This is a genomic window from Salinifilum aidingensis, from assembly GCF_054782015.1.
In genome coordinates, this window is the sequence record NZ_BAAGTH010000024.1 from 1 (window position 1) to 24,547 (window position 24,547).

Consider the following 24,547-nt stretch of genomic DNA (forward strand, 5'->3'; position numbering starts at 1 on the left):
GCATCAACCGGCTCAAACGCCACCGCGCCGTGGCCACCCGATACGACAAACTCGCCGTCCGCTACGAAGCCACCGTGACCATCGCCGCCATCAACGAATGGCTCTAACTTATGAAACAGACCCTAGAGGGAGTCGCCGAGGACTGCGAAACCGCGCCTCGCGGTTCCACTGAGCGCCCACGATGGCTGCATGCAGGCTTCGTCGCGTCGTCACTGCGCCGGCAGCGACGGCCACCGGACCGTGATGACGGTGGAGTCCTCCTCGGCTTCCCAGCGGTGCTCGGCTCCCAGACGAGGTAGTCACCTTCGGATGTCAGCAGGGCGCTGTCGTCGGCGAGGTCGATGCGGAACCGTCCGTGGATGAGGAGGACGAGGGTGGTGCGGGCGTAGTCCGGGGCCCACTGGTCGCGCGTTTGCCCGGCCGGGTGCACACCCCACTTGACCTCGACGTTCTTCGTGTTCCGCACATCATCGGCGGGTTCGATGAAGTGGCCGAGGAGCCAGCCGCGATAGTCCGCACCGTCCTCGGCGGCGTTGCCGGTGTGCCAGCGTGACCAGGCCATAAATCGGCGCGAGCTCCGGCCTTCGGGCCGGAGGTAGCCGATCTCGAATGGTTGTCGGTGAGCACTTGTACAGTCGCACCGCGAAGGGAGGTGATCAGCCGTGCAGTTGCGGTACCGCTACCGGCTCTACCCAGACGAGGTTCAGCGGCGGGCGCTGGCGCAGGCGTTCGGTAACGCTCGTGTGGTCTACAACGACGCGGTGCGCGCCCGCCAGGACGCCTACCAGGCCGGGGAGAAGTTCCCGAGCGGCACGGTGTTGCAGAAGCGGCTGATCACCGAGGCGAAATGCACCGACGAGCGTGGTTGGCTCGCGGAGTGCTCCAACATCGTGCTGCAGCAGGCCATCCGCGATGCTGATGCCGCCTACAAGAACTTCTTCGACTCGAAGCAGGGCAAGCGTGCTGGCAAGCGGGTGGGTGCTCCCCGGTTCAAGTCCAAGCGCGACCGGCGGCAAGCCATCCGGCTGCACACCGGCGGGTTCTCGATCGGGGGCAACGGCACGCTGCGTCTCGCCCGCATCGGGAACGTGACGGTGGCCTGGTCGCGGGAGCTGCCGAGTGCGCCGAGTTCGGTCACCGTGGTCAAAACGGCCGACGACCGGTATTTCGCGTCGTTCGTCGTCGAGACTGGCGACGACACGCTGCCGGCCGCGGTCGACGGGCACGGCCACGACGTGGAACTCGGCCTCGATCTGGGGTTGTCGGCGTTCGTGGTGGACCAGCACGGTCGGGTCATCGACAACCCGAGGTGTCTGCGGCGGGCCGAACGCAAACTCAAACGGGCCCAACGGGAGCTGTCCCGCAAGCAACGCGGCTCGAACAACCGGAACAAGGCGCGCAAGCGTCTGGCGCGGCAGCATGCGAAGGTCGCCGATACCCGCGGGGACTGGCTGCACCAGGCCACGACCAGCATCGTTCGTGAGAACCAAACGATCGTGCTGGAAGACCTGGCCGTCTCCGGCCTGGCCCGCACTCGGTTGGCGAAGTCCGTGCACGACGCGAGCTGGGGCGCGTTCCGCCGCCAGCTGGAGTACAAAGCCGCACGGTACGGACGCCACCTGGTGATCATCGACCGGTGGTTGCCGACGTCGCAGACCTGTTCCGACTGCGGCCGCCTCGACGGGCCGAAACCCCTCGATGTGCGCACCTGGTCGTGCCCGTGCGGCACGGTGCACGACCGGGATCAAAACGCCGCGAAGAACATCCTCGCGCAGGGCGGGCGGAGAGGCAAAACGCCTGTGGAGCCGACGTAAGACCCGCTACGCGGGCGGTTGGCGTGGAAGCAGGAAGCAGCGGGACCCCGCGAGGGAACACCGCTCCGCACGCGGCGTAGCCGCGTCGGAATCCCCGCCGCTCACGGCGGGGGGGCACGTCAAATCAGCGGAGCTCCCACTCGGTCGACGGCGCGCGTCTTTCGCGAGCCCATCTTCCACCGCTGCGAACGTCGCTCCCGTACTGATCGCGGACTGCGATCGGGAGGTGCGCTGTGAGCGGCGAGGACATGTCCGAGCCGAAGCCGAGGCAAGCCGGTGCGGGTAGTGGGGCCGCCGGGATCGGTGGCGTTATCCGTGAGCACAGACTTGCAAGCGAGCAGAAGCAGGGTCCGGTCGCCGCAGCGGTCGGGGTGACGCAGCAGCGCTTGAGCCAGATCGAGAAGGGGAAGAAGCAGGTCTCGCACGAGCTGCGGCGCAAGCTCAGCCAGGCTCCCAGCATTCCGCCGGAGACCCCGGGGCTCGCCCAGCGCGGGCCGAGGGTGCCCCGCGGCGGAGATGCGGATGCCGAAGTCGCGGCGAACCGGTGGACCTGCGGTCGCTGTCGCTGGAGCTGGGCGAGCAACCGCAGAACAACGCGGTCACGGGCGAGGAGGCCACAGCTCCCACATCCCCTCTGCGCACGGCAGAAACGCGCTACGACTCCTACACCGCGGCGATCAAGCACCTGGACCCGCCGACGCTGTTCGAATCCCGGCCCAGCTATCGGCTGTTGGACGCTTCTCTCGCGGACCGCTCGTTGCGCTTCGGCTTGGTCGCCTACTTCGACAAGCTCGACGTGTCCGAGGCGCTGGGGCATGAGATGGCGCTGGCCTGCATGGATGCTCCGGGTGGCGTGCCCGAGTCACCGAAGGAGCTGGCGGGCAAGTTGCCGTTCCGGGACGCCATCGGGGACCCGTTCGATCCGGAGCAGCGCGCGATCACCCCGGCCATCACGACGCTTGCGATCCGGCTGCGCCGGTATCCGCAGCCACCGACGTTCCGCCTGCACTGGCGCGACCCCGCGAAGGTCACCACCGCTGCGGGGATCTACGACGTCGTTCCCGCTGGTGAGTTCCAACCGTCGAGCGTGGCTCTGCGGGACCGGCGGAACGACTTCGACATCTGGCGCAACGTGGTTCGGAGTACTCCGAGGAACTGCTCGGGACGCCCGAGCACGACGCCACCCGGACCGGGCCGATCGACTCGAGCACTGGGATCTCCACCAGGCCTTGGAGCAAGCTCAGTCGGAGGGAGCGGTCACGCCGCTCCTGCCGGGGGATCGAGGGTGGATGCGCTGAGTCTGGCCGCGACGCTCCTCGCGGTCGTGGTCATCGACGACGACGTGTTCGGCGAAACCGTGCAGTACAACGACGAAGGCGGGGTCGTCGGCCTCGGAGATGGCCGGGCAGCGGACGGTGTTCCGTTCACCGTCGAGTCGGTCAATCGGCTCTTGGCGAGCGAACCACTGGCGTCGTCGGGGGCGGCTTGCCCCTCGCTGGCGTGGCAGCATCGGGAGCACTTGCCGGGGTGCTGATGGAGGGAACATGGGCATGGCGCCAGAGCGCGAACTGAGCGGCGACGAACAGGAATGGCTCCGCGTCAGGGATGCGCTCCGCGAGCGCCGTTACGAGCTGTCCTTCTCCGCGGCGGAGGACTACCCGGACACACCGAAGTTGGCCGGTCAGCCGTTGTTGTCGACCTCTGCGTGGGCACTGGAGCGCCCGCTGTCGTTGGAGAACGTCGAGCTCGCCTTCGACCCCGGTGCGGGGTTCTCCGGGATCAGCGGCACCGAGCCGGCGGCCTCCTCCGCTCTGCCTCGACGGCAGGACGGCACGCGCTACGAGCGCTATTCCGAGGCCGTCGGAGAGCTCGCTGCACCGCGGGTCTTCGAGGACCGGTCCACTTACCGCTTGGTGGAGGCGGAGCTGTCCGCGGCCACCGGCCGCTTGGTGTTCGGCCGTGGCACGTACTTCGACGGCACCGACACCGGTGAGGCCTGTGCGCACGAATACGTGGCGCAGGGCGTGGGTCCGCTGCGAAGGGCGATCGGGGATCCGTGCGTTCCGAGTCGACGCCCGGTGAACCTCGCCATCTCCACTCTGACCATCCGCCACGACCGCGCCACTGGCGAGGCCACGTTCTGGTTGCACTGGCGCGACCCGGCCAAGGTCGGCCACGCCGGCGGCCTGTTCCAAGTGCTACCGGTGGGCATCTTCCAGCCCTCGGGTGCGGCGCGGTGGAACGAGTCCAACGATTTCTCGCTGTGGCGCAACGTGGTCCGGGAGTTCGCCGAGGAGTTCCGCGGCGTCGACGAGGACCACGGCAGCGAGACCGCGCCGATCGACTACGATGCCTGGCCGTTCGCACGCGCCCTCAACGAAGGATTCGGCTCCGGAACGGTGCGGGCGTACTGCCTCGGCCTCGGCGTGGATCCGCTGACGCTGGCCACGGACCTGCTCACGGCCGTCGTCTTCGATGCACCGCTGTTCGACCAGCTCTTCGGCGATCTCGTCACCGACAACGAAGAGGGACACGTCCTCCCACCACGCCCCTTCGACTCAACGACGATCGAGCACTTCGCCCGGCACCAGCCGATGCAGGCCGCCGGTGCTGCGCTGCTCGGCCTGGCCGGCACGCACCGCTCCACACTGCTCGCCTGACATCGCGACGGATACAACTGCGGGTTGCACGACCCGCAGTTGTTCGTGCTTCGCCCGGTGGTTGTTGGGCAGTTCTTGGTGTCGCGAAGAAGCCACCTGAAGGGGGCAACGGTGACACCGAGGGAACGTCGAGCCACAAGTCCTCGCCCGCGCCGTGGCGGTTCCAGTGCTCTTCGGGGGTGGTGGCGCCTCCACCGGGGAAGCGAACGAGGGCGCGCTTCTTGTCCTGCACCGTCAGAAGCCCCTCGGCAGCGAGGAGGTGGAGCGTCTCCGCGACGGTGTTCTGCGCGGCTTCGAACGTGGCGGCCAGCTCTCGGGCGGAGGGCAGCTTGCTTCCAACGGTGCAGCCCTCGGCGCCGTGATGACATCACGCTGCCGCCGCTGCAGTGGGACGCTGAGGCGGGGGAGCGGGTCGAGCCCGAGGGCTCCTGGGTGAACTCCTGCTGTCGGGCTCGGCTCCGGGGACCGGGTCCCGGTGGTCGTCCACGGGTAGCCGGCAGGACCGCAGGCAGCTCAAGCACGGCGGCGAAGGGGACACGCGTCCGGTGCCGTGCCCGCCACCACTGGTGCGCATCCTGCGGCAGCACCTGGAGATGTTCCGACCGCTGGCGAGCGGTCGGGTGTTCTGCAGCATGCGGCGGACCGAGCTGTCGCAGAGCACGTACGTGCACACCTGGAACCGGGCCCCTCGGGCGGTGCTCACCGCCGAGGAGGTCGCCTCGCCGCTGGCGAAGCGCCCGTGCGACTTGCGGCACGCCGCGGTCTCGACCTGGCTCGTGGCCGGCGTGCCGGCCACGCAGGTGGCGGAATGGGCCGGGCACAGCGTGCAGGTGCTGCAGATCTACGCCAAGTGCTTGGCCGGACAGGAGGAGGCAGCCCGCTCCCGCATCGCGGAGGTGCTGGATCAGTAGATCGGAGGAATTGCTCGGCAAGTCGCAGCATGCCAGTCCGGTGTCCGAGCGGCCGGAAGCGTAGCTGCCCATCAAAGGAGGTGAAACCTGCCGTGGGAACCCGTTGGGAACTGACACCCGCACACGCCCGTCCCCAGTCGGGCACAACCGGGTAGACGCAGCACGCCCCCTCGCCGTATTTCCCTGGTGAGGGGGCGCTGACGGGAGTGTCGATCTAACGGCTCTGACCCGTCGAAAACCAACGGTTAGGCCTTGCGCTCCTGGTCATGGCCAGGAGCGCAAGGCCGTATAGCTGCGGCCAGGATTCGTGACAGGTGCGGCTTACTCGGTGGTGTCGGTTTCGGGCAGGGCGTGGATGAGGTGGTGCCCGCCGGCAAGTTCGACCGGAATGTGACGTTGCAGAGCGCGAATCGCGGCAGGGGTTCCCTGCTGGCGACGCAGGCGGGCGAGCTCAGCAACCAGCTCGGGGCGTTGCTGTCGCAACACCTCCACGGCTTCGGGCCAGCTTGTCAGCAGCGTGTCGCCGGCGGCCAGCTGGCGCGTCAGCGTATGCGCCCGGCTCAGCGACACGCCGGCAACCTCCTGTATCCGGGAGGTCGCCGCGGCCGTCGTGCCGGCCTGCGCCGTCTCGCGGATCTCCTGCTGGACCTCCTGCTCGACCGGGATCAGTCGTAGTGCCAGAGCCTGCTCCGCCGAGCCAGTGCGACGACGCCGCCGCAGCACGCGGCCTACGGTCCACACGGCCGCTGCCGCAGCCAGCAGTCCGGCGACGATGACCGTCACACCCTCCATCATGTTCCTCCCCCTGCGACTGCTGGCCGCGATTCTCGCCGTGTGTCTAGAAGCAGTTGTTGGCGATCGAGTTAATCCCCAGGACCTCGCTGACCAGGCTGGCCATGACAGTGCCGAGCTCTTCGAGCTGTTGCTCACCACGGGCAACCCGCAGCAACAGGAACGCCGCCTCACGGACACTACCGACATGTTGGATGAACTTGCGCAGCTTGATGATCTTGGCGGCCGGGATGGCCGCACTGCCCAATGCCCAGAGGATGGCGCCCACGCACTTGGACACCCCCAGAATCCCTGGGTGCGGACCGTGCCCCGCTCGGCGAACTTGTCCGGATAGTTGTCCTTGATCCAGTCCTGCACGGCGTGCTCACCCTGCTCGATCACCGACTCCGGAATCTCGTTGATGACCTGCAGGCCCTCTTCCAAGTTCTGGATCTCGCGCTCGAACCCATCGGTGTGCACAGCTTGCGACATGGTTCCCTCCAGTTTCCCAGTAGCAGCAGGCGTGCTGTCCTGCTACCGCGCAGGTGATCAGGACGCGACGAGCCGCGTCCGCCATCTCCACCAGTCGTAAGCATTTCGTTGCTGACAGCAACACGGTATGACTGCGGATCATCAGCCGGGCTTGGTCGGAACGATCCGATCTGAGCACGAAACAAGCGCTGTGCGCTGGGTGTTCGCATCTCAGAGGGAATCAGGCTGCAGTGTGGCGGTTTTCGGTACGCGGTCGGATCGATCGGTCGCGGAGGATCGCGCCAGGCGCGCGCAGCCAACCTCAGCGGCCCGGTGCTGAGGCTTCGGCGGCGCGTTCGTGCGCGGTGCTCGTCCCGGCAGCGGGGTTAGGCGTAGGTCTGGGGCATGCTCGTGGGCAGGGTGATGCCGGCGTCGGCGATGGCCTCGGCGACGGTGTGCCCTTCGGGGGCGGTTCCGCCGAGCTGCCAGGCCAGCGTCAGGGTGTAGAACTCGGACAGCGGGACGAGGTCGTCGAGGATCGCGCGGAGCAGCTCGGCGAGGTCCTCGTCGTGGTCCTCGCTGCTGCGGTCCGAGTCGTGCAGGCCCCAGCGCGCGGTCCAGCCGGTGACCTCCGGGCCCTCGGGATCGGCCACGCGGTGCAGCTCGACGTCGACGACCTGCGTCGGTTTCGGGGCGAACTGCAGGATCGGGGCGTGCTCGAGGATGCTGTGCCGCTCACCGCGGCGGTGGTTTCGGGGGACGATCATGCTGATCAGCATGCAGCGCGAACGCCAACTCGGGGAGAGCGTGGGGTGGTGATCCACCTACTCGCGTGACGTCATGCCGTGGCACCGGCCGGGCGCGCGAACGGTGCCCGCATTCCCGAGGGGGTCGGGTTGTCAGGCGAGTCCTGCGCGGTAGCCGTGAGTCAGTTGCCGGGCCCGAGCGCGCAGGTCCCCGGCGTGCACGACCGGGCCGGTGCTCACGTCGTGTCGCTGTCGGGGGTGGGCAGACGCAGGATGCGCTCCAGGGCGTCCTCGGCGGTGCCGACGCGGTCGGCCAGCGTTGTGAGGCGAGCGTCCGGCTCGCGGACGAGTTCGCGGCGGCCCGACGTGGACCAGGCCGCGGCCAGGGCCGGCAGCGAGGCGCCTTCCCGGCGCGCGGCCAGCAGCAGCGCATCGGCCAGAGCACTGAAATCCCGGCTCGCCCGGCGCAGCTCTGCCAACGCGGCCACGGCTTGCTCGGCGGTGAGCGTGTCGCTGACGAGCTCGTGCTGCACGTGCCGGGCCCAGTCCTGCAGCACCGCGCGCGGCGGCAGCGGCGTGGGGTAGTGGTCATCACTAAGGACCAGATTTATAACAGTTATAAAGATGGTCCTGGGTGACTCCCCATCGCGTCAGGGCCCTTCAGCTGCGGGAGGATGGGGGCATGACGGCACAGAAGAACAGGCTCATCCGTCCGCGCCAGGGTGCATGGATCGCCGGTGTGTGCGCGGGTCTGGCCGACCGGTTCGGCCTGCCGCGTGGACTGGTACGGCTGGTGTTCGTGCTCTCCTGCCTGCTGCCGGGCCCGCAGTTCGTGCTCTACCTCGTGCTGTGGGTGATGGTCCCGCGCCCGTGACACCGACGGCGAGCCCTGAGCAGTGACGGCCTCACCGGGCTGTTCTCTGCCTCAAGGCCGACCGCCTACCGCGTTTGTCGACGTGGTTTCCGACACCGGTAACTGGAGTGTGCACCGCCAGATCCTGTACGCCTACTACTCAGCCCCTTGGAGGGTCGGCGAGGCCCTCGGCGACGAGGCGGTTGAGTACGCGGGCGAGTCGGTCGGCGTCGTCGATGCCAGCGATGGTGGCCAGCTCGTCCGGTGGGTAGGGGCCGGGACCGTGGCGGTCGATCACGGCCCGGATGGCCTCGACCGTTTCCAAGTCGCGTGTCTGGTCGACGAGGGGGTCGAGCTCGGTGCGGAACTGGTCGAACCGCGCGGTGTCCTCCCCGACGGATCGGTGGCGGTCGCGCTCACGCCGGGTGGTCTCGGCAGCTCGGCGATGGCTGCGATCACCTGCTGGATGCGGTGGCCCCGATCGGAGGTGTCCACAGCTTCAGGCTGCGCTGGTCATCGGTGCTGGGCAAGCCCTATGGCGAGGCGCGACCATGGTTCTCTAAAGGCAGTGGGCGACACGTGGTGGACGAACAGCATGATCCCGCCGACAGCGATGAGCGCGACAACAGCGTCGCCCCCGAGGTGTTGCTGCTGGGGATACTGGCCTTCGCCGCTTGGATGTCGGGGCTGTATTCCGTCGGCTACGCCGTGGGGTGGGGTTGGATGGTGTTCTACTTCGTCGCCAGCGTGGCCGCCCTGTTCCTCTGGGGAAGTTTGGACACCTCGGTCAGCCCGGCACAGCAGCGTCGGGCTGAACGGGATCGCCAGCTGGCCGACCTGGACGCCGACATCGAACACGCCCGAGCGCTCCAGCACACCGCCGAGGAGGCAGACCAGGATCCGCAGGTGATTCAAGACCTGCTGCAGGGCAAGGTCGAGGTGCACCGCGCGTTCCGCGAGGCCGACCGCGCCGAACGGCGCACGGCCGCTTGGCGGAGTCAGCCGATCTCGAGGCCTCGTCGGGTACTGCGCCGCATTGCGCAGACCGTGCTGGTGCTGGCGATGATCCTTCTCGCCGTGGCTTGGTACGGGGCGATGGTGATCCTCCTGCCGGCTCTGCTCGGGATGGCTCTCTACCCCGTCATGGGGTTGTGGGCGTTGCTGCCTGCCGGTCTGGTGCTGCCGTTGGGGATCTGGTGCGCCTGGTGGTGGATCCGCCGTGCGCCCAGGTCGGTGGTGCAGGCAGCCGGCGTGGGCGCTGCCGGTGGCTCGTGACCGGCCAGCCGGCATGCGTCAGGTCATCTATCGCGATCAGGGCCAGCCTCCGGGCCGTGCTCGTTAACCTGCGGGGGCGCCGCCGCTGCCTCGCGGAAAGGACTGAGGAGTGAGTGTCCTGGCGGAATCACCGGCTGGGAATCTGCCCACGGCGCGGCTGGAGGTGCCCACCTGGTCCTACTATGACGAGCCGCCCTCGGCGGTCGATGCTGCCCTGGACCGGAAAGCAGATCGACTGTTCACCGCCACGCGTGCGCTGTACTGGGCCACCGGCGCCGTCTTCCCGTCGTCGTAGTATCTGGCCTGCTCAACGACGCCGCATCCCTCTCCCCGCTCGTGCCGGTGGTGGTCGGTCTGGCCCTGCTGGGGGCGGCATGGGGCGCCGGTGTCTGGCACCAGCAGCTACGCAAACGCACCGGCGTGCCGGTCCTGCCGCTCCTCGAAGACACCCTCAAACCGTGCGCCAGCATGATGCGCTCCTATCAGGAAGCCTACGAGCTGGCCCTGGAAGAGCCCTCGGCATAATCGTCGAGCGAGGAGCTGCAGAACCTGCGTGAGCTCCAGGACGCGGCACGTAGGCACTGCACGCCCATCAACAAGCCACACGGGACCTCACCCGCCAACTCGCGATCCACAGTGAACTGGCGGCCGAGGCCGACCGACGCGGGTGGAAATGGCTCCGCGACCGGCACGTGCGCAGGATCGCGAACCTGGTGCTGCATGACGACTCAGCAGCCCGACGCGGATCTGGCCGAGGACTCCAGCCGCGACGGCGACGCGCCCAAAAGCACTGACCAGAGGCAGGAAGACCCGTGTTCAGGAAGCTGAGAAGCGGACACGTTGCCGCGGGTGCCTGTCTTAGGGGGCGGTCCCGAGCGGCGTAGCGGCCAGCCGGCGACCCCTCAGGCCGACTGCCCGATGTCCTGGGCCCATTCGGGGTGGTCGATGAAGGGGTTGCGGTTGTGCTGGTACTTGTAGACGACGTCGTTGCGGTGCTTCTCGAACGCGTCCGGCGGGTCCTGCTCGTGCCCGTTCAGCAGCACGGGCTTTCGGCCGATGTGCGGTGCTGACCCGTTGTCGACCTGGTCGTTCATCGACAGGTCCGGAAAGCCGTTGCCGCCGTCGTAGCGGATGTCCATGTGCATGATCATCCGGGCGACGTCGCCTTTGACCGCGTCGCGCGGTTCGAAGCTGTCGCTGTCGTAGAAGTTGCCGGGTGCGTCCTCGACCGGTTCACCGCCGCTGTCGAAGTCGAGGTTGCTGCGGGTGGAGTTCACCGTCGGGCCCGTCGGGCGCAGGTGGTGGAAGTCGCTGCCCGGCCCTTTGGCGGTGCCGAGGTCTCCGTGGCTCTTGGCCTACACGTGCTCGCGGTTCCAGTCACCGCTGGCGCTTGGCTGCGGCCGGAGTGCAGCAGCACCACACTTCCGGGATTGGCCGGGTCAGCGTCGATGCGCTGCAGGGCTTGTTCGGCCTCGTATCCTCTCGGGTGCGCATCCGCAGCTCGTTCGTGAGAGCCAGCAGTGAGCCTTTTCCAGGTGGCGTGGAGGGGTCCCGACGCTGGCCAAGACCGGCTTTGAAAAGAGCCTCCCCGCCCCGCGCGTGCTGGTTGCCTCCCGCGGGGACGGGGCGGCTCTGAGCTCATCGGCTTGTGGGCGGGCGGTCCGCTGACTCGGGGCTCGCTGCTGCCCGCGGGGTGTCCGCAGAGCCCTGTGGCCGCTCGCGACACAGACCGACCAGCAAAGCCCCGAGCAGGGCGAGTCCGGCGGTGATCGCCGCGGCGTAGCTCATCCCGACCGCGTAGGCGTGCGAGGGTCCGGCGCTTTGCGGGCCGAGCGCGACAATGACCGCGACGAGGGCCACCCCGACCGAGGAGCCGAGGTAACGTGCGGTGTTGTTGGCGCCTGACCCCATGGCCACCCGGTTGGGCGGCACGCTCTGCACCGCCAGGCCGGCCAGCGCGGCGTTGACCACGCCGCTGGCTATCCCAGCGACTGCGAGTCCCGGCACGAATCGCCACCACGACGAGTTCTCGTCGATGCCGATCAGCGCGAGCTGGGCCACCGCACCCACGACGAGGCCGAGGACCACTTGGTGGCGAGCGCCGACCACGGAGACCAGTCGGCGGGCGTGCGGCGCGGCGAGGAAGGACAGGCCCGACCAGAACGCGAGGATCCCTGCGCTGGCCAGCACACTGAGACCCAGTACTTTCTGCGCGGCGATCGGGATGTAGGTCATGAACCCGATCACGGCCGCCCCTGTGAAGAACGCCCCGAACGTCGAGGCCAGGAAGGCGGGCCGGGTCAGCAACGACAGGTCCAGCAGCGGGTTCGACACCCGGCGTTCGACGGCGACGAACGCGGCCAGCAGCACGATCGCCAGCGCGAAGAACAGCAGCACGCTGACCTGTGTCCAGCCCCCGCGCCCCTCGGTCAGCGCCGCGACGAGAAACCCGATGCCGCCGCCCAGACACACGGCGCCGGCGACGTCCAGACGGCCGATGCTCGGGTTGCGCGATTCGGTGAGCGAGGCGACCGCGGCGAGAGCGATGAGCACACCAAGGGCAGCGAGCAGGCCAAAGACCACGCGCCACCCGACGATCGGCGTCAGCGCGGCGGAGACGAACGGCCCCACCGCGATCCCGCCGCCGATCATCGCGCCCCACAACCCGGTCGCGCGGGCCCTCTCGGGGCCGGGCGGGTAGGTATGCCCGAGCAGGCCAAGACTCGCCGCGAGGATCGCGGCGCTGCCCGCGCCCTGGATCACGCGAGCGACAGCGAACAGCGCCGTACTCGGCGCGAGTGCGCACAGGACGGTCGCGAGCACGTACACCACGGTGCCGAGCACAAACGTCCGCTTGCGCCCATAGTCGTCCGCGAGACCGCCCACGACCAGCAGAAACGCTGCGAGCCCCAGGCTGATGCTGCCCAGGATCCAGGTCTGAGCGGACAATCCGCCACCGAGCTCGCGCGCGATCGTCGACACCGTCGGGATCGGCGCCGTGAAGTTGATCAGCACGAGCAGCGTGGCCAGGCACAAGACCGCGAGGCTCGCCCGAACGGCGAAGTTCCCCACGTCCGCAACCTGGCCCGGCCGCCCGTCGGTGGCCGACGACATCCTTAGCCTCCGGTTCGGTGGATGGTTCGATGATTGAACTGGATGCAACATAACAGCTCTGGTTCAATGGACGAACCGAGCGTTAGGGTGAAGTCGATGCCACTGGGACGGACATACACCGCGCAGGATTGCTCGCTGGCCCGCGCGCTGGAGGTGGTCGGGCAGCGATGGACATTGCTGATCATCCGTGACTGCTTCTACGGCGTACGCCGCTTCCGCGATCTGCGCGACCACCTCGACATCCCCCGGGCCGTGCTCTCCGACCGCCTACAGACGCTGGTCGAGGCAGGAATCCTCTCCCGCGAGGAAGGTCCGGACGGCCCTCGCTACCTGCTCACCGAGCGGGGCGAAGATCTGTGGCCGGCGATCTTCGCGCTCGCGCAATGGGGCGAACGGCACTGTGCCGAGCACGGGGCGCGCCGCGTGTTCTCGCACGCGAACTGCGGAGCCGATGTCACCGAAACGGGCTGGTGCCCCGTATGCGGGCTGAATCCACCCGCGCGGGAGCTCGTCATCCGCAACGGCCCCGGAGCAGACCCGTCAGTGCGTGATGACCACGTGAGCCGCTCACTGCGCGATCATCCGCACCGCCTACTGACGCCGTTGCCCGAACCGACAGCGCCCACTCAGGGAGACACCGCATGACGGGACTGTCTGATGAACGGTGGATCTGGTCCGACACGCCGAGCGGCGGGCCTCGGTCGAGCAGCCGAGAGAAGTGCGCAGGGCGCTGAAGTGGCTGGCGAAGAACACCCGGCCGGTGAGCGCTCTCGCCGATCCAGCGGTATTGCGGGAGGTGGTCCAATTGATCGCCACTCGGTTGGACGGCAAGCCGGCGGCCGCCTCGGTGGTCGCCCGCAAGCGGGCCGTGGTGCACAACGCGTTGGACTACGCCGTCGAACGCGGTTTGTTGGGGGAGAACCCGTTGCCGGGGTTGAAGTGGAAGCCCCGGAAGGGGGTTACCGCGATCGACAAGCGCACGGTGGTCAACCCGCAGCAGGCCCGGCGGCTGCTCGATGCTGTGGGGGAGCAGGAGCCGAGTGGGCCGCGCTTGAAGGCGTTCTTCGCGGTGCTGTACTATACCGCGGCTCGGCCGGCCGAGCCGGTGAGCTTGTGCCGCGGTGACATCACCTTGCCCGGCTTGGTTTGGGATCAGGAGGTGGGGGAGTGGGTCGAACCTGAGGGGGCGTGGGGCGAGCTGCTGCTGTCCGAATCGGCGCCGGAGACGGGGGAACGCTGGTCAGTTACCGGTCGGCGGCGCGAGCGGCGCCAGCTCAAGCATCGGGAGAAGGGCGATTCCCGGGTGGTGCCGTGCCCGCCGCCGCTGGTGCGGATTCTGCGGCAGCACCTGGAGGTGTTCCGGCCGCTGGAGAACGGGCGGGTGTTCTACAGCATGCGTCGGACCGAGTTGTCGCAGAGCACGTATGCCCATGTCTGGGAGCGTGCCCGTCGGGCCGTGCTGACGGCTGACCAGGTGGCCTCGCCGTTGGCGAAGCGGCCCTACGACTTGCGGCACGCGGCGGTATCGGGATGGCTGTCGGCGGGGGTGCCGGCCACGCAGGTGGCCGAGTGGGCCGGGCACAGCGTGCAGGTGCTGTTGCAGATCTACGCCAAGTGCCTCGCCGGGCAGGAGGAGGCAGCCCGTTCACGCATCGCCAACGTGCTGGACCAGTAGGCCGACGGGTTGCTCAGTCGCAGGCGGGCAACGACGTCGGGACAAGCCGCCTGTCGGGCAGCGGCACTGCTCCGTGGGAACTCATTGGGAACTGACACCCGCACACGCCCGTCCCCAGCCGGGCGCAGCCGGGTAGACGCAGAACGCCCCCTCGCCGTATTTTGCCTGGTGAGGGGGCGCTGACCTGGGTGCCCACGGTGCGATTCGAACGCACACTGTACGGATTTTGAGGGCAGCCTTCGTGTGCGTGCTGACCTGCATGGTTGCGTCAGCTAAGGCCGCTCTCGCCGCGTATTTGCCGTGAGGTTACGGGGTCGGCGGTTCTCCTCGATGCCTCACCGTGCCTAGCTTGGAACTCCAAAATGACCGCCGGATACACGGTGGGCGAAGCAAGTTCGGCTGATAGAAGTCGGGGTTGTGGGGAAGGGTGTGTCACCGGACACGTTGGTCGACTTGTGTGTCGCCGCTCCGGGTGTAGGTCCCTGCGTGAGGGAGCCTGGTCGGTGGAGTAGTCCCCTTGAACGGCCTACGTGTGCTCTGTAGGGCGTTATGCAGCCCCGGAGGGGCATGGGATCATTACTTTGTGCGTGAAGTCGTGTACATTTCGAAACGGAAGCTTGATCAGGAGTTCGAACGTCAACGTGGACCGATTAGGTGGCTCACGAAGCTTCAGGCCAGCCTCAAACCGCCAGGTGTCGAGCTGTCGGCCGAAGCGGCTCCTTGTCGGCGTCTTCTTCGAGAAGCAGATGCCGTAGTCAAGGGTCTACGCAAGAGGAAGCGTGTGGCCAGCGAAATTTCCGATGATATTTGCAATGGGCAATGGTTTCGTTTTGCGGCACCGATGAGCTATGGGTCGGTTCGTAATGCAGCCATCTTTCTGGCTGTTCCGGAAGCCAATGTGAGTAAGGTGCGGTTGCTTCTTCATGGTTCTGTCGTGCACATGTCTGACCAGGGAGTGGTGGCCCACGCCTCCGTTGACGAGCTAAGTCAGCAGGCTTCAGAGCAGTTTGCGGATGGGTTCCTATCTCCGGTTCACCCTGACTGTTGGGCCTCTCCGATTAATAATTTTATTGATCTCATGGCGCTGGGGTCGTGCTCGGATTTCGAGCTGCATGGAAAGCACGAGATGTACGCGGATAGTATCTGTGCAGCTAGTCTGGGTGAAATGATTCCGTTGATGGAGCGGCGTCTCCGATTGCCGTATACAGCAGAATGGTTGGGCGGTTATGCCCAGGCCAAGGCGGTAACATCAGTGCATGGCCGCACGCTCGTATTTGCTACCCCACTCTATGCTGAGCGTATCGCGCCGCCGAGCTAAGTTGAACTACCGTCATGGCGTGGGGGTGTACCACCATCTTGCTCCTATGCGTTGCTCTGTGGCGCTCTCAGCGACGAACGTGCGTGCCATCTACAAGGCCACACGGGGTCGCAGGGCTGCGGTTTCAGTGAGGTGGGGTGATCGGCCGATGCGCTCGGAACGGCACCTTGTGGCTGAAGTGAGCGGCCATGAGGTGCCCCTCTGCGAGTCGTACAGCGGTGCTCTGGTCACTGCGCCGGGAGCGACGGCCACCGGACCGTGATGACGGTCGAGTCTTCCTCGGCTTCCCACCGGTGTTCGGTTCCGGGGCCCCAGACGAGGTAGTCACCTTCGGAGGTCAGTAGGACGCTGTCGTCGGTGAGGTCGATGCGGAATCGGCCGTGGATGAGGATGACGAGGGTGGTGCGGTCGTAGTCCGGGGCCCACTGGTCGCGTGTTTGCCCGGCCGGGTGCACGCCCCATTTGACCTCGATGTCCTTCGTGTTCCGCACGTCATCGGGTGGGTCGATGAAGTGGCCGAGGATCCAGCCTCGGTAGTCCGCACCGTCCTCGGCGGCGTTGCCGGTGTGCCAGCGTGGCATCAGTGGACCTCCCACTCGATCGACGGCGCGTTCACGCGTTCGGGGTTGAGCTGCTCCAGCCGGCGCAGTGCCTGGAGGAAAGCGAAGAGTCCTTCGTTGCTCCAGGCCGGGTCGCAGGCGAGTTCGGTCAGTAGCTGGGTATCGGCACTGGAGTATTGCTGGAGTCTGCTGGACTCCCAGTTGGCTTCGATCTCACCACCGTACTGGCGCCAGAACTCCTCGTCGTGGACGACCACGAGGCTCGCGAACTCGTAGTTGCCGCTGACCAGGTTGAAGCCGAGGCCCGTGCATTCCAGCTGCCACGTGTTGGATTCCCGGTGCTCATCGAGCCATCGCATCGGTCCCGAGAGGCGGCTCGGGTGCATGGGGTCGGCGCTGCGTTGAGCTGAGGCTGTGCTGTCGACGTCGGAACGTCCGAAGAGTTCTTCCTCCATCTCCCGTTCAAGGGTGAGGCCGAGTTGGGTGTCTTCGCGGTAGTCGCCCAGGGGTTCGTGGAAGCACTTGGGGATGGGAGCGATGCGGCGAGCCGCGTTCAGCACACTGCCGCCTCGTTCCTGAACGAGCAGGAGGTAGTCAGGGGTTCGCCGTGAACCGCGGGCCGGGCGGGCGATGGCGCAGAGCGCGAGCGGGCCCCCGGCGCACAGCCGGTCTTGCGGGCGAGGGACGGTGGCCGCATCGGGGAGGTACTTGTTCCGCAGGGGCAAGTCCCCGGGGTGCGCTGACCGTCCTTCCGCGAGCGCGTCCAGTAGCTCGCCTTCGAGCAGATCCATGGTCAGTGCGTAGCGGACGAACTCGGTGACGGCGAACGTCCCCTGAACATTGCCGGATGCCACCGGGCTGTCGATGAGCTGATACAGCGGAGCGTTCACGAGCGTCGTTTCGTCGACGACGATCTCCGCCATCCGCTGAACTGCCCTGTCCGCTGCCAGCGCATCGAACTCGACCTCATGCGGCGCAGGATCGGCGGAAAGTTCCGAAAGATCGTGGTCCGGATCGAGGGGGCATGCCAGGTCGAGCCATTCGGGCCTGGTCAGAAGGCTTGTCATGAGCTCGTTTTCTGCGACGCGAGCCGAGTAGGCCCCCGTGCCAGCGGACCTCTCGGAGTAGTACTCGACAAGCGCGTTCGCGAGCTGCCGCTGGTCGACCATGCCTCGCCGGTGCCGGCGGTCTTCCAAGATCTCGGGTGTCAACCGGTCGGCGCGGGAAGCAATCTCCCTGCGCACCTCACTGCTGTCACGACCCGTCTGCCGCGCGATCCACTCGACCGCAGCACTCAGGTTCGGGTCCGAAGTGAGGCGCCGGACTGTTTCGTGGTTCGGCTCCGAGCTTTGATCGGCCAACGAAGTCTCGGGAGCACCCTCCGGAGCATCCGCGTCGACGAGCTTCGCGAACCGCGCTCGGACATCGTCCGGTGCTTGCTTGAGCACGGTGTCCAAGGCCTCCTGTAGCTCCCGCCCTTGTTGCGTCGCCGGGTTGGCATTCCACTTCGCCACGGTGCGCACCGCGGTCCCCAGCCGCGCGGCGAAGTCTTCGTTGGTGAGCCGCCAGGCCTGCTGGAGGGCTGTGGCGCGCCGGCCGGTCCAGATGTCCACGACGTCCATCCTCACGCCCCTTGGTTGTCTTGTGGGTGCCGCGGTGCACTGCGAGTGCACTACGAGTGCGTCGCCGGTTCATCGAATTCTCGCTGGTGAGGCCGTTGAATGGGAATCAACAGCGAAGGGCAAGCGAACAGGAAGGAGGAGGCGTGCACGACTCGGAAGACCTACTCCCCGGCGGATGCACCGTCCGTGCTCTGAATGGTGCTCTCGATGGCTTCCATACGGGTTCGCAGCTCCCGGACTTCAGCCTGAAGGCTTTCGAGCTGTGCGGCGACGTCCCCCGAGTCGGCTTCCGCGGTGGGAGCTGCTCTGACGAAGGTGCCACGTCCGCTCACGGACGTCAGTACGCCTTCGCTCTGCATCTCCTTGATCGCGACGTGAACGGTCAGTTCCGCAACCCCGTACTCGGTGGACAGCTTGCGCAAGGAGGGGAGCTTGTCGCCAACGGCGATCTCGCCTCCGCTGATCTTGCGGCGTAGGTCCTTCTTGATCTGCATGCTCAGCGGCTCGGCGCTCTGCGGATCTATCGACACGCTCCGAGCATAACTCGTACGCCTCAACCGCACTAGGGCGCATAAGTCGGCGGTTGACGGCCACGAGCAACTAAGGCACATTAAGGTGCTACAAGGTGGAAGCGACCGAGGAGGTACTCGAGATGGATGTCCCGAACGTTCCCGCGTCCGACCGGCTGCCGGAGTCGGAGCTGAGTGACCTGGAGCTGCTGTCCCAGGCGGCGCGGGAAGCGACCGAGGCCCGCGAGGCGGGCGTGATCACAGGGCCGGAGCTGGACGAGGTGGCGCTGCGGCGTGCCGAGCGGCGAGCGGGGCGAGCCGATCGGGCTCGGCAGGACATCACGGTTGCTGGCAATGGGGAGGCGACAGCATGACTCGACAGGAGCGAATCACCCGTTTCGATGCGCTTTTCGCGCTGTTGAACCGACTGCGCGGTGAGGACTTCGGCGGCCACCCGGAGTGCGCGGAGACGGACCCGGAGCTGTTCTTCCCGGTATCGGAGGAGGACACGCGCAGCATCGCGCTGGCCAAGGAAATCTGCGGCCGGTGCGCGATCCGCGAGGCCTGTCTGGAGTCGGCCCTGGAGAACGGCGACTACGGGATCTGGGGCGGAACGACCGAAGGCGAGCGCGCGGCCATGCGCCGGCGCGGAGACCGCGGTGAGCCCGGTTCGGCGGAGGTGGCTGCCTGATGCGTCGGCGGGCTTTGCAATGGGTGCAGCTGCCGGACGGGCGGTGCGAGCTGGGTTGGTTTCAGAACGGTTTGCCGACGTTCCCGTTCGGGATGGCCCCGAAAGGGCTGGCCACGCGGCGGCAGCTGCGGGAGATGGGGCTGTGCCCGGGTGGGCAGCCGGTGGTGGCGCAAGTCGTGTGGGCCGGCGGCCGCGAGTGGGCCGGGCTCTACCGGCTCGATCGGGCCCGGCCGAAGCGGGTCCCGTCACCGCGGCAGGCGGTGGCGATTGCCAAGGCCACGGCCACGCGGCGGTGCTGCCGCGAGTGCGGCCGGGATCTGGGCTCTTTCCTTCCCCGTGCCCTGCGCATCTGTTGGATCTGTGACGAGGAAGGAGTTGCGTGATGAGCCGTTACCTGGAGGAAGCCGCTGAGCAGCTGCGCAGGGCGGGACACGACCTTCAATACTGCCCATCTTCGAACCGTCGTGAGCAGCGTCAGCGCCTCGCCGAGCAGTTCGCTGAGCTGGCTGCCATTGACAAGGGTCTCCTGCCGGAACGACTGGCTCGCAAGGATGCCGGCGAGACCGACACCGAACTCTGAACTTCCGTTCTTAACCCCTTTTCCTGATTTCGCTCTCTTCACTGTGGAGGACACCTATGTCTTGGTTCGGCCGACTCACCGACCGCGCGGAGGACGCGCTGACCTCGGCGATGACCTGCCCGGCCTGTGGGCACAACGACGAGACCTATCTGTCCGCAATGGATTGTTCCTGCACACGCTCCGACTGCGCCTGCAGCGCCCAGAACTGACCCCGAAAGCCGCGGAATTGCACGTCGCAAGGAGGTACTCGTGACACCGGACGAGGAACAGCACGCCCGCACCCTGCTGACCGCCGCGCACGAGTTGGGCCACTGGGTGGCCTTCGACGCGGCCGGCTATCGGGTGACGGGTCTGCGCATCCACGGAGAGCATGACGCGATCTGCCACGTCGACACACCACACGTGGTGGATGTGGGCTATCTGGTGGCCATCATGGCCGGTCATGTCGCCGAGGCGCGGTGGTTGCACCGCTACCACGACTACCCGCGGGGTAAGGCGCTGACGGTGACCTACCGGCATTCCTCGAAAAGTGATCTGCACGGGTTTCGCACGCTGCGGCGGCGCCACGGGCTGGATGTCAGCGAGGACAAGGCGATCCGCGAGGCCGAGAAGGTCGTCAAGCGCCACTGGGGCCGCATCGAGCGGCGCGCGGGAAAGCTCGCCGAGAAGGGCCGGCTGTCGAGCTGGTCGCTGTAACCCGGCCGGGCCCGGCGGGACTTCCACCACAGACCCCCGCCGGGCCGGCCTGTCCCGAGCCATCGACTCCTTCGGGAGGTTTCCATGAGTACCAAATCCACCCCGGCGAAAGCACGGGCCGGTCTGGGCACGGTGCTGGTTCTCGGTCTGGCGCTGCTCGTCGTCGTGCAGTGGCCAACGGAGACCGCGGACTTCGTGACCACCGCGGCCGGGCGGTTGCAGACCTTCGTCACCGAGTTGACGACGAGGTGAGCCGCCATGCCGTATTCCACGCTGACCGCCCTGTCCACCGCGGCGCTGCTGCGGCTGCTGGCCGCACTCGCGCTGTATGCCCTGCTGCATCTGCTGCGGCTGCCGCTGCTGCTGGCCGCGGCCCTGCTGGCGGTGTCGATGCACCGCATGGCCGCCTACGCGGCCCGCGTGACCGGCTTCGAGACCGCGTCGGTCGTGCTGTCTGCCTGTCCGCATCGAGCGAGGGGAGGTGATCCCTGCGATGTCGCGTGAACCGTCGTGCCGCCAGTGCCGCCTCAACGCCATCGGCCAGTGGCTCGGGTGGCACCTGCTCGAACTCACCGCCGTCGGCATCCCACTGGCCCTGGCCATCACGGTCAGCACCTGGTGGTGGGGCCTGGCGGTGCTGGCCGGTGCTCTCTGGCTCGGCCACGAGATCCACCTCTCCCGCAGCCAGCCCGCCGAGCGCACTCGCTCCGCGGTGACCGCTGGCCCCGAGTCGCGGGCGGTGCCCGCGGCGACCAAGTCCACTCCCTCCACCTCCGAAACCGCGTCGAACGCGTCCGAGTCGTCGAAGGAGGCCTCGGCATGAGTACTGCGACCGACTGGCGCGAGCAGCGCCGCGCCGACAAACACGCCGCCGCGCAGGCTCAGGCCACGCTGTTGGCCGCTCAGGCCGAGCAGGACCGGGCCGACCGGCAGGCCGCGGACGAGCGGCGTCGCCACGAGGTCGAGCACCGCCGCCAGCTGCGCGAGCAGCGTCGCCAGGCCCGCCGCGACGCGTGGGCCGCCCGGACTCGGCAGGTGCGGGCGTGGTTGGCCGAGCACGCCGGTGACGTGCTGATTTACCAGCTGGCCGTGGTGGCCGCGGTGATGGCCATGCCGGCCATGGCTGCCTGGGGGCTGGAGCAGTACGGCATGGCCACCGGGCTGTTGCTGCCGGTGATCACCGAGTTGGGCATGTGGTCGTTCTCCATCGCGGCCCGCATCCACACCCGCCGGAACCCGAATGGCTCGGTGTGGGCGCTGCTGTGCGGGGTGGCCGTGTTCAGTGCGGTGGCCGCGGGCACGAACTTCCTGCACGGCTACGCCATGCCCGGCGGCGGCATCATCCGCGGGCTGGTGATGGCCATCGTGTCCGTCTCCGGGGTGGCCGCGCACCAGCTGGCCACCGCCCGCCGCCCCCGACCCCGCATCGAGCGCCAGCACACCCGCCGGGTGCGCCGCTTCGAGAAGGCCGCGCTTTCCCGCTCGGTCGCCCGGGTCGATCACACCGGCGCGGTCGAACTGCTCGCCCCGGCCGGCACCTACCGGTTGAGCCGCCTCCGTCGGCTGCGGCCGGCGGCGGTGCCGGGGCTGCCGGTCGCACCGGTCGACGACCTCGACCGCGAGCTCGCCCACCTCGCCACCGAGAGCCACACAGCGGCGGGGAAGGACACCGCCAGCGACGCGGCCCACGTGGGCGAGACCGGTGGAGGTGTCGGCACGGTCGACCCGCCCGAGTCGAGCCCGTCGATCTCGGAGGGTGAGTCGAGGGCTGACCTGCAGGAGTCGAGGTTTGGTCGAGGCGCTCAGAACGGGACGGGCGCGGGAGTTGAAGGCCCGTCGCGGGGTGGCAGGCCGACGCGGTCGTTCGAGCAGCTGCGGGCCGACTTCGACCGCCTACTCGCCGCCGACCCGACCGCCGTCGACGTGACCTCAGCCGAGTCGATCCGCCGCGCACTCGGGTGCGGCGCCAAGTCCGCCCGCCGCCTGCGCGACGAGCACACGCAGAGCTGACCGAGGGAGGTGTCCCCCATGACCGAGCCGACTGCCACCCCGTCCGACGAACCGCAGGAGCCGACTCCGTTGGCCACCGTGACCCAACTGCCCACCGCCGAATCCGGCAGCACCGACCCCGCCGAGGGTGAGGTGATCGAGGCCGAGGTCATCACCGAAGAGGAGTACCAGCAGCACAAGCAGCGCACCGAGAAGGACAAGGCCCTCCAGCGGCTGCAGGCCTACCGCCACGACGCCGTGGTGGCCAAGCGCACCGCCGCGCAGGTGGCCCGGCACCCGAAGAGCAAGGCCGCCGCGGCCCACGTGCTGTGCACCGCCCAGGGCTTCGGCTCCTGGGGCAAGCGGGCCTGGGACGTGTCCACCCACGCGGCGTATCGCCGGGCCCTGCACGCCGCCGAGGCCGCCGGCAACCGCGAGGAGATGGCCCAGTGGGCCGAACGCATCGAGCAGGCGAAGAAGGAACGCCACCGCCGGCTCATGGACGCGCCCCGGGTGTTGGCCAACCTCGCCAAGATCGGTGTGGGCAGCCTGGCCGCGTTCGTCGCCCTGGTGCTGCTGTCCGGGATCTTGGTGGCCACCACCGGGCTGGGCAGCTTCACCGACCCTGTGTACGGCGTGTTCACGCTGATCCGCTGGGTGCTGGTGGCCATCTCCGTGGCGTGGACGCCGCTGCTCATCGCGGCCCCGTTCGTCGTGATCCTGGCCGCCTGGGCCGAGGGCCGCAAGCGCACCGCCCGCCCCTCGTGGTTGGCCACCGCGGCCGAACCGGCCGACGTGCCCATCGATGAGTCGACGATCGCCGAAGCGCTCAAGGCGCTGCGGATCTCGCAGATCACCGACCACCTCAAACACGGGTTGCCGCTGCAGTACCTCACCCCGGCACGGCGGGATGGCCGCGGCACCTACGCCCAGGTGCGCCTACCCGCCGGGGTCACCGCCGACCGCGTGTCCCGCCGGCGCGATGACCTCGCCACCGGGCTGCACCGCCTGTCCAAGGAAGTGTTCCCCACGACCGGAACGGAGGCCGGAATTTTGGACCTGTGGGTGGCGGACAAGGGAGCGCTGGAACAGGGCGCCGGCGACTACCCCCTGCTGGAAGACGGACTGGTCGACGTGTTCAAGGGCGTGCCGTTCGGCCGCACCCTGCGCGGCGACCCCATCACCGCGCCGTTGATGGAGCGCAACACGCTGGTGGGCGGCATGCCCGGCCAGGGCAAGTCCAGCGGGGGCCGCGTCATCGTGATCGGCGCCGCCCTGGATCCCAGCGCGGAGCTGCGGATCTGGGTGCCGGACGCGAACTTCGACTTCGAAGCCTTCCGGCCCCGGTGCTCGCGCTACGTCATGGGCGCCGAAGACGAAAAGATCGCCGAGATCAAGCAGCACCTGGAGGAACTGCACGCCGAGGTGCAGCGCCGCGGCCAGATCCTCATCAACCACGGCGAGCCGCAGGTCACCCGTGAGCTGGCGGACAAGGGCATCGGGCTGCACCCGCTGGTGTGCCTGCTGGAGGAAGCCCACGTGGCCATCCAGCACCCCGAGCACGGCAAGGAGATTGCGCAACTGCTGGTCGACATCGTTCGGCTCGGGCGCAAGCGGGGCATCCACCTGATCGTGTCCACGCAGGCACCGACGAAGGACTCGATGCCGCGGGATGTCACCCGCAACTGCTCCAACGGCATCGCCTACGCCGTCGGGGACCACGTGGCCAACGATGCGCTGCTCGGCCAGGGCGCCTACGCCGCCGGGCACCGGGCCACCGAGCTCATCCCCGGCACCGACAAGGGCACCGCCGTGTGCAAGGGCTTCTCCGGCGAGCGCAGCGATCTCGTGCAGGCCTACTTCCTGTCCGTGTCCAAGACCAACGACCAGATCACCCCGCTCATCCAGCGGGCCATGGCCGCCATCGCCGAACGCGGCACCGTGCCCGGCACTGGCCAGCAGCAGGAGCAGCCGGCGGTGGAGACGCACCGGGACCTGCTCGACGACCTCGACGCGGTGTTGGGCACCGACACGCTGCCCATCGCCGACGTGCCCGCGCTGCTGCGGGACCACGCCCCGCACTGGGCGCCGTATCAGCAGCTGACCGGAACGCAGTTGCGGCAGCAGTTGGCCGAACTCGGCGTGAAAGTGCCCTCCACCGGCCGCAAATACCCGCTCGATCCGGCCCGGGTGCGCGCGGTGCGCGCCGAACGCGACGCCGCCCGCACCGACACCGACGAGTCCGACGACGGTGAGGACGAGTGAACCCGGCACGGCCCCTGCCGCAGGCCG

Annotated in this window: 31 protein-coding genes and 1 pseudogene; 21 read left to right on the forward strand and 11 right to left on the reverse strand. The window is 68.1% G+C overall.

Features of this window, described 5'->3' with window-relative positions; translation table 11 throughout:
* Nucleotides 1-355: 355 nt before the first annotated feature.
* The 4 genes from ACYVJE_RS22620 to ACYVJE_RS22635 all read left to right on the forward strand — a co-directional run bounded on the left by ACYVJE_RS22620 (nt 356) and on the right by ACYVJE_RS22635 (nt 4,474).
* Nucleotides 356-553 (forward strand): hypothetical protein, encoded by a 198-nt coding sequence (locus ACYVJE_RS22620; RefSeq protein ID WP_461146061.1) that lies wholly within the window; start codon nt 356-358, stop codon nt 551-553.
* A 109-nt stretch (nt 554-662) separates the two neighbouring features.
* Nucleotides 663-1,814, forward strand: a complete 1,152-nt coding sequence (locus ACYVJE_RS22625; protein WP_461146062.1) for an RNA-guided endonuclease InsQ/TnpB family protein — start codon at nt 663-665, stop codon at nt 1,812-1,814.
* A gap of 544 nt (nt 1,815-2,358) precedes the next feature.
* Nucleotides 2,359-3,348: a hypothetical protein gene (locus tag ACYVJE_RS22630; protein ID WP_461146063.1), complete on the forward strand. Its 990-nt coding sequence runs from the start codon at nt 2,359-2,361 to the stop codon at nt 3,346-3,348.
* 10 nt (nt 3,349-3,358) lie between these two features.
* The gene (locus ACYVJE_RS22635; protein WP_461146064.1) at nt 3,359-4,474 is read left to right on the forward strand and encodes a helix-turn-helix domain-containing protein; all 1,116 of its coding nucleotides are present in this window, start codon (nt 3,359-3,361) and stop codon (nt 4,472-4,474) included.
* Between the two features lie 217 nt (nt 4,475-4,691).
* Here the strand turns inward: ACYVJE_RS22635 and ACYVJE_RS22640 are convergent.
* Nucleotides 4,692-4,805: pseudogene (locus ACYVJE_RS22640) on the reverse strand (GntR family transcriptional regulator); the annotation flags it as partial.
* Between the two features lie 214 nt (nt 4,806-5,019).
* Here ACYVJE_RS22640 and ACYVJE_RS22645 point away from each other — a divergent pair.
* Nucleotides 5,020-5,385: a hypothetical protein gene (locus ACYVJE_RS22645; RefSeq protein ID WP_461146065.1), complete on the forward strand. Its 366-nt coding sequence runs from the start codon at nt 5,020-5,022 to the stop codon at nt 5,383-5,385.
* A gap of 321 nt (nt 5,386-5,706) precedes the next feature.
* Here the strand turns inward: ACYVJE_RS22645 and ACYVJE_RS22650 are convergent, their stop codons facing one another.
* The 4 genes from ACYVJE_RS22650 to ACYVJE_RS22665 form a co-directional block, all read right to left on the reverse strand.
* Entirely contained in the window at nt 5,707-6,168 is a 462-nt protein-coding gene (locus ACYVJE_RS22650; protein WP_461146066.1) for a hypothetical protein, read from the reverse strand.
* 55 nt (nt 6,169-6,223) lie between these two features.
* Nucleotides 6,224-6,445 (reverse strand): hypothetical protein, encoded by a 222-nt coding sequence (locus ACYVJE_RS22655; RefSeq protein ID WP_461146067.1) that lies wholly within the window; start codon nt 6,443-6,445, stop codon nt 6,224-6,226.
* 568 nt (nt 6,446-7,013) lie between these two features.
* A complete protein-coding gene (locus ACYVJE_RS22660) occupies nt 7,014-7,394 on the reverse strand; it encodes a hypothetical protein (protein WP_461146068.1) in 381 nt (126 codons plus the stop codon).
* Nucleotides 7,395-7,609: 215 nt separating this feature from the next.
* Complete coding sequence (locus ACYVJE_RS22665) at nt 7,610-7,930, reverse strand: hypothetical protein (protein WP_461146069.1); 321 nt, start codon at nt 7,928-7,930, stop codon at nt 7,610-7,612.
* 125 nt (nt 7,931-8,055) lie between these two features.
* On the opposite strand from ACYVJE_RS22665, the gene ACYVJE_RS22670 reads away from it, so the two are divergent.
* Nucleotides 8,056-8,247 (forward strand): PspC domain-containing protein, encoded by a 192-nt coding sequence (locus ACYVJE_RS22670; RefSeq protein WP_459159520.1) that lies wholly within the window; start codon nt 8,056-8,058, stop codon nt 8,245-8,247.
* A gap of 139 nt (nt 8,248-8,386) precedes the next feature.
* On the opposite strand, the gene ACYVJE_RS22675 is transcribed toward ACYVJE_RS22670, so the two are convergent.
* Complete coding sequence (locus ACYVJE_RS22675) at nt 8,387-8,551, reverse strand: hypothetical protein (RefSeq protein WP_461146070.1); 165 nt, start codon at nt 8,549-8,551, stop codon at nt 8,387-8,389.
* Between the two features lie 194 nt (nt 8,552-8,745).
* Here ACYVJE_RS22675 and ACYVJE_RS22680 point away from each other — a divergent pair, with 194 nt between their 5' ends.
* Nucleotides 8,746-9,501, forward strand: coding sequence for a hypothetical protein (locus tag ACYVJE_RS22680; RefSeq protein ID WP_461146071.1), 756 nt, complete (start codon nt 8,746-8,748; stop codon nt 9,499-9,501).
* A gap of 336 nt (nt 9,502-9,837) precedes the next feature.
* A complete protein-coding gene (locus ACYVJE_RS22685; RefSeq protein WP_461146072.1) occupies nt 9,838-10,026 on the forward strand; it encodes a hypothetical protein in 189 nt (62 codons plus the stop codon).
* Between the two features lie 377 nt (nt 10,027-10,403).
* Here the strand turns inward: ACYVJE_RS22685 and ACYVJE_RS22690 are convergent, their stop codons facing one another.
* A complete protein-coding gene (locus ACYVJE_RS22690) occupies nt 10,404-10,778 on the reverse strand; it encodes an endonuclease (RefSeq protein WP_461146073.1) in 375 nt (124 codons plus the stop codon).
* A 361-nt stretch (nt 10,779-11,139) separates the two neighbouring features.
* Nucleotides 11,140-12,615 (reverse strand): MFS transporter, encoded by a 1,476-nt coding sequence (locus ACYVJE_RS22695; RefSeq protein ID WP_461146074.1) that lies wholly within the window; start codon nt 12,613-12,615, stop codon nt 11,140-11,142.
* A gap of 96 nt (nt 12,616-12,711) precedes the next feature.
* On the opposite strand from ACYVJE_RS22695, the gene ACYVJE_RS22700 reads away from it, so the two are divergent.
* The 3 genes from ACYVJE_RS22700 to ACYVJE_RS22710 all read left to right on the forward strand — a co-directional run bounded on the left by ACYVJE_RS22700 (nt 12,712) and on the right by ACYVJE_RS22710 (nt 15,608).
* Nucleotides 12,712-13,260: a winged helix-turn-helix transcriptional regulator gene (locus tag ACYVJE_RS22700; protein ID WP_461146075.1), complete on the forward strand. Its 549-nt coding sequence runs from the start codon at nt 12,712-12,714 to the stop codon at nt 13,258-13,260.
* 19 nt (nt 13,261-13,279) lie between these two features.
* A complete protein-coding gene (locus tag ACYVJE_RS22705; protein ID WP_461146076.1) occupies nt 13,280-14,290 on the forward strand; it encodes a tyrosine-type recombinase/integrase in 1,011 nt (336 codons plus the stop codon).
* A gap of 595 nt (nt 14,291-14,885) precedes the next feature.
* On the forward strand, nt 14,886-15,608 hold the full coding sequence (locus tag ACYVJE_RS22710) for an SAVMC3_10250 family protein (RefSeq protein WP_461146095.1): 723 nt from the start codon (nt 14,886-14,888) through the stop codon (nt 15,606-15,608).
* A 227-nt stretch (nt 15,609-15,835) separates the two neighbouring features.
* Here ACYVJE_RS22710 and ACYVJE_RS22715 read toward each other — a convergent pair whose 3' ends face one another.
* From ACYVJE_RS22715 to ACYVJE_RS22725, 3 genes are all read right to left on the reverse strand, one after another.
* Nucleotides 15,836-16,189: a cupin domain-containing protein gene (locus ACYVJE_RS22715; protein WP_461146077.1), complete on the reverse strand. Its 354-nt coding sequence runs from the start codon at nt 16,187-16,189 to the stop codon at nt 15,836-15,838.
* Nucleotides 16,189-17,790 (reverse strand): transcriptional regulator, encoded by a 1,602-nt coding sequence (locus ACYVJE_RS22720; protein WP_461146078.1) that lies wholly within the window; start codon nt 17,788-17,790, stop codon nt 16,189-16,191. The genes ACYVJE_RS22715 and ACYVJE_RS22720 overlap by 1 nt, the downstream gene beginning before the upstream one ends.
* Nucleotides 17,791-17,951: 161 nt before the next feature.
* Nucleotides 17,952-18,320, reverse strand: coding sequence for a GntR family transcriptional regulator (locus ACYVJE_RS22725; RefSeq protein WP_461146079.1), 369 nt, complete (start codon nt 18,318-18,320; stop codon nt 17,952-17,954).
* Between the two features lie 95 nt (nt 18,321-18,415).
* Between ACYVJE_RS22725 and ACYVJE_RS22730 the strand changes: the two genes are divergently transcribed.
* The 10 genes from ACYVJE_RS22730 to ACYVJE_RS22775 all read left to right on the forward strand — a co-directional run bounded on the left by ACYVJE_RS22730 (nt 18,416) and on the right by ACYVJE_RS22775 (nt 24,520).
* Complete coding sequence (locus tag ACYVJE_RS22730; RefSeq protein WP_461146080.1) at nt 18,416-18,673, forward strand: hypothetical protein; 258 nt, start codon at nt 18,416-18,418, stop codon at nt 18,671-18,673.
* Nucleotides 18,670-18,990: a WhiB family transcriptional regulator gene (locus ACYVJE_RS22735; RefSeq protein ID WP_461146081.1), complete on the forward strand. Its 321-nt coding sequence runs from the start codon at nt 18,670-18,672 to the stop codon at nt 18,988-18,990. The genes ACYVJE_RS22730 and ACYVJE_RS22735 overlap by 4 nt, the downstream gene beginning before the upstream one ends.
* Complete coding sequence (locus tag ACYVJE_RS22740; protein ID WP_461146082.1) at nt 18,990-19,373, forward strand: RRQRL motif-containing zinc-binding protein; 384 nt, start codon at nt 18,990-18,992, stop codon at nt 19,371-19,373. The genes ACYVJE_RS22735 and ACYVJE_RS22740 overlap by 1 nt, the downstream gene beginning before the upstream one ends.
* A complete protein-coding gene (locus tag ACYVJE_RS22745) occupies nt 19,373-19,570 on the forward strand; it encodes a hypothetical protein (protein ID WP_461146083.1) in 198 nt (65 codons plus the stop codon). Before ACYVJE_RS22740 ends, ACYVJE_RS22745 begins: the two co-directional genes overlap by 1 nt.
* Nucleotides 19,571-19,819: 249 nt before the next feature.
* Nucleotides 19,820-20,266 carry a hypothetical protein gene (locus ACYVJE_RS22750; RefSeq protein ID WP_461146084.1) on the forward strand — a complete coding sequence of 149 codons (447 nt, stop codon included), beginning with the start codon at nt 19,820-19,822 and terminating at the stop codon, nt 20,264-20,266.
* An 84-nt stretch (nt 20,267-20,350) separates the two neighbouring features.
* Complete coding sequence (locus ACYVJE_RS22755; protein WP_461146085.1) at nt 20,351-20,518, forward strand: hypothetical protein; 168 nt, start codon at nt 20,351-20,353, stop codon at nt 20,516-20,518.
* Between the two features lie 6 nt (nt 20,519-20,524).
* Complete coding sequence (locus tag ACYVJE_RS22760) at nt 20,525-20,770, forward strand: hypothetical protein (protein ID WP_461146086.1); 246 nt, start codon at nt 20,525-20,527, stop codon at nt 20,768-20,770.
* Nucleotides 20,760-21,089, forward strand: a complete 330-nt coding sequence (locus ACYVJE_RS22765; RefSeq protein WP_461146087.1) for a hypothetical protein — start codon at nt 20,760-20,762, stop codon at nt 21,087-21,089. Before ACYVJE_RS22760 ends, ACYVJE_RS22765 begins: the two co-directional genes overlap by 11 nt.
* Nucleotides 21,086-22,276, forward strand: coding sequence for a hypothetical protein (locus ACYVJE_RS22770; RefSeq protein ID WP_461146088.1), 1,191 nt, complete (start codon nt 21,086-21,088; stop codon nt 22,274-22,276). Before ACYVJE_RS22765 ends, ACYVJE_RS22770 begins: the two co-directional genes overlap by 4 nt.
* Before the next feature lie 18 nt (nt 22,277-22,294).
* The gene (locus tag ACYVJE_RS22775) at nt 22,295-24,520 is read left to right on the forward strand and encodes a cell division protein FtsK (RefSeq protein WP_461146089.1); all 2,226 of its coding nucleotides are present in this window, start codon (nt 22,295-22,297) and stop codon (nt 24,518-24,520) included.
* Nucleotides 24,521-24,547: the final 27 nt, after the last annotated feature.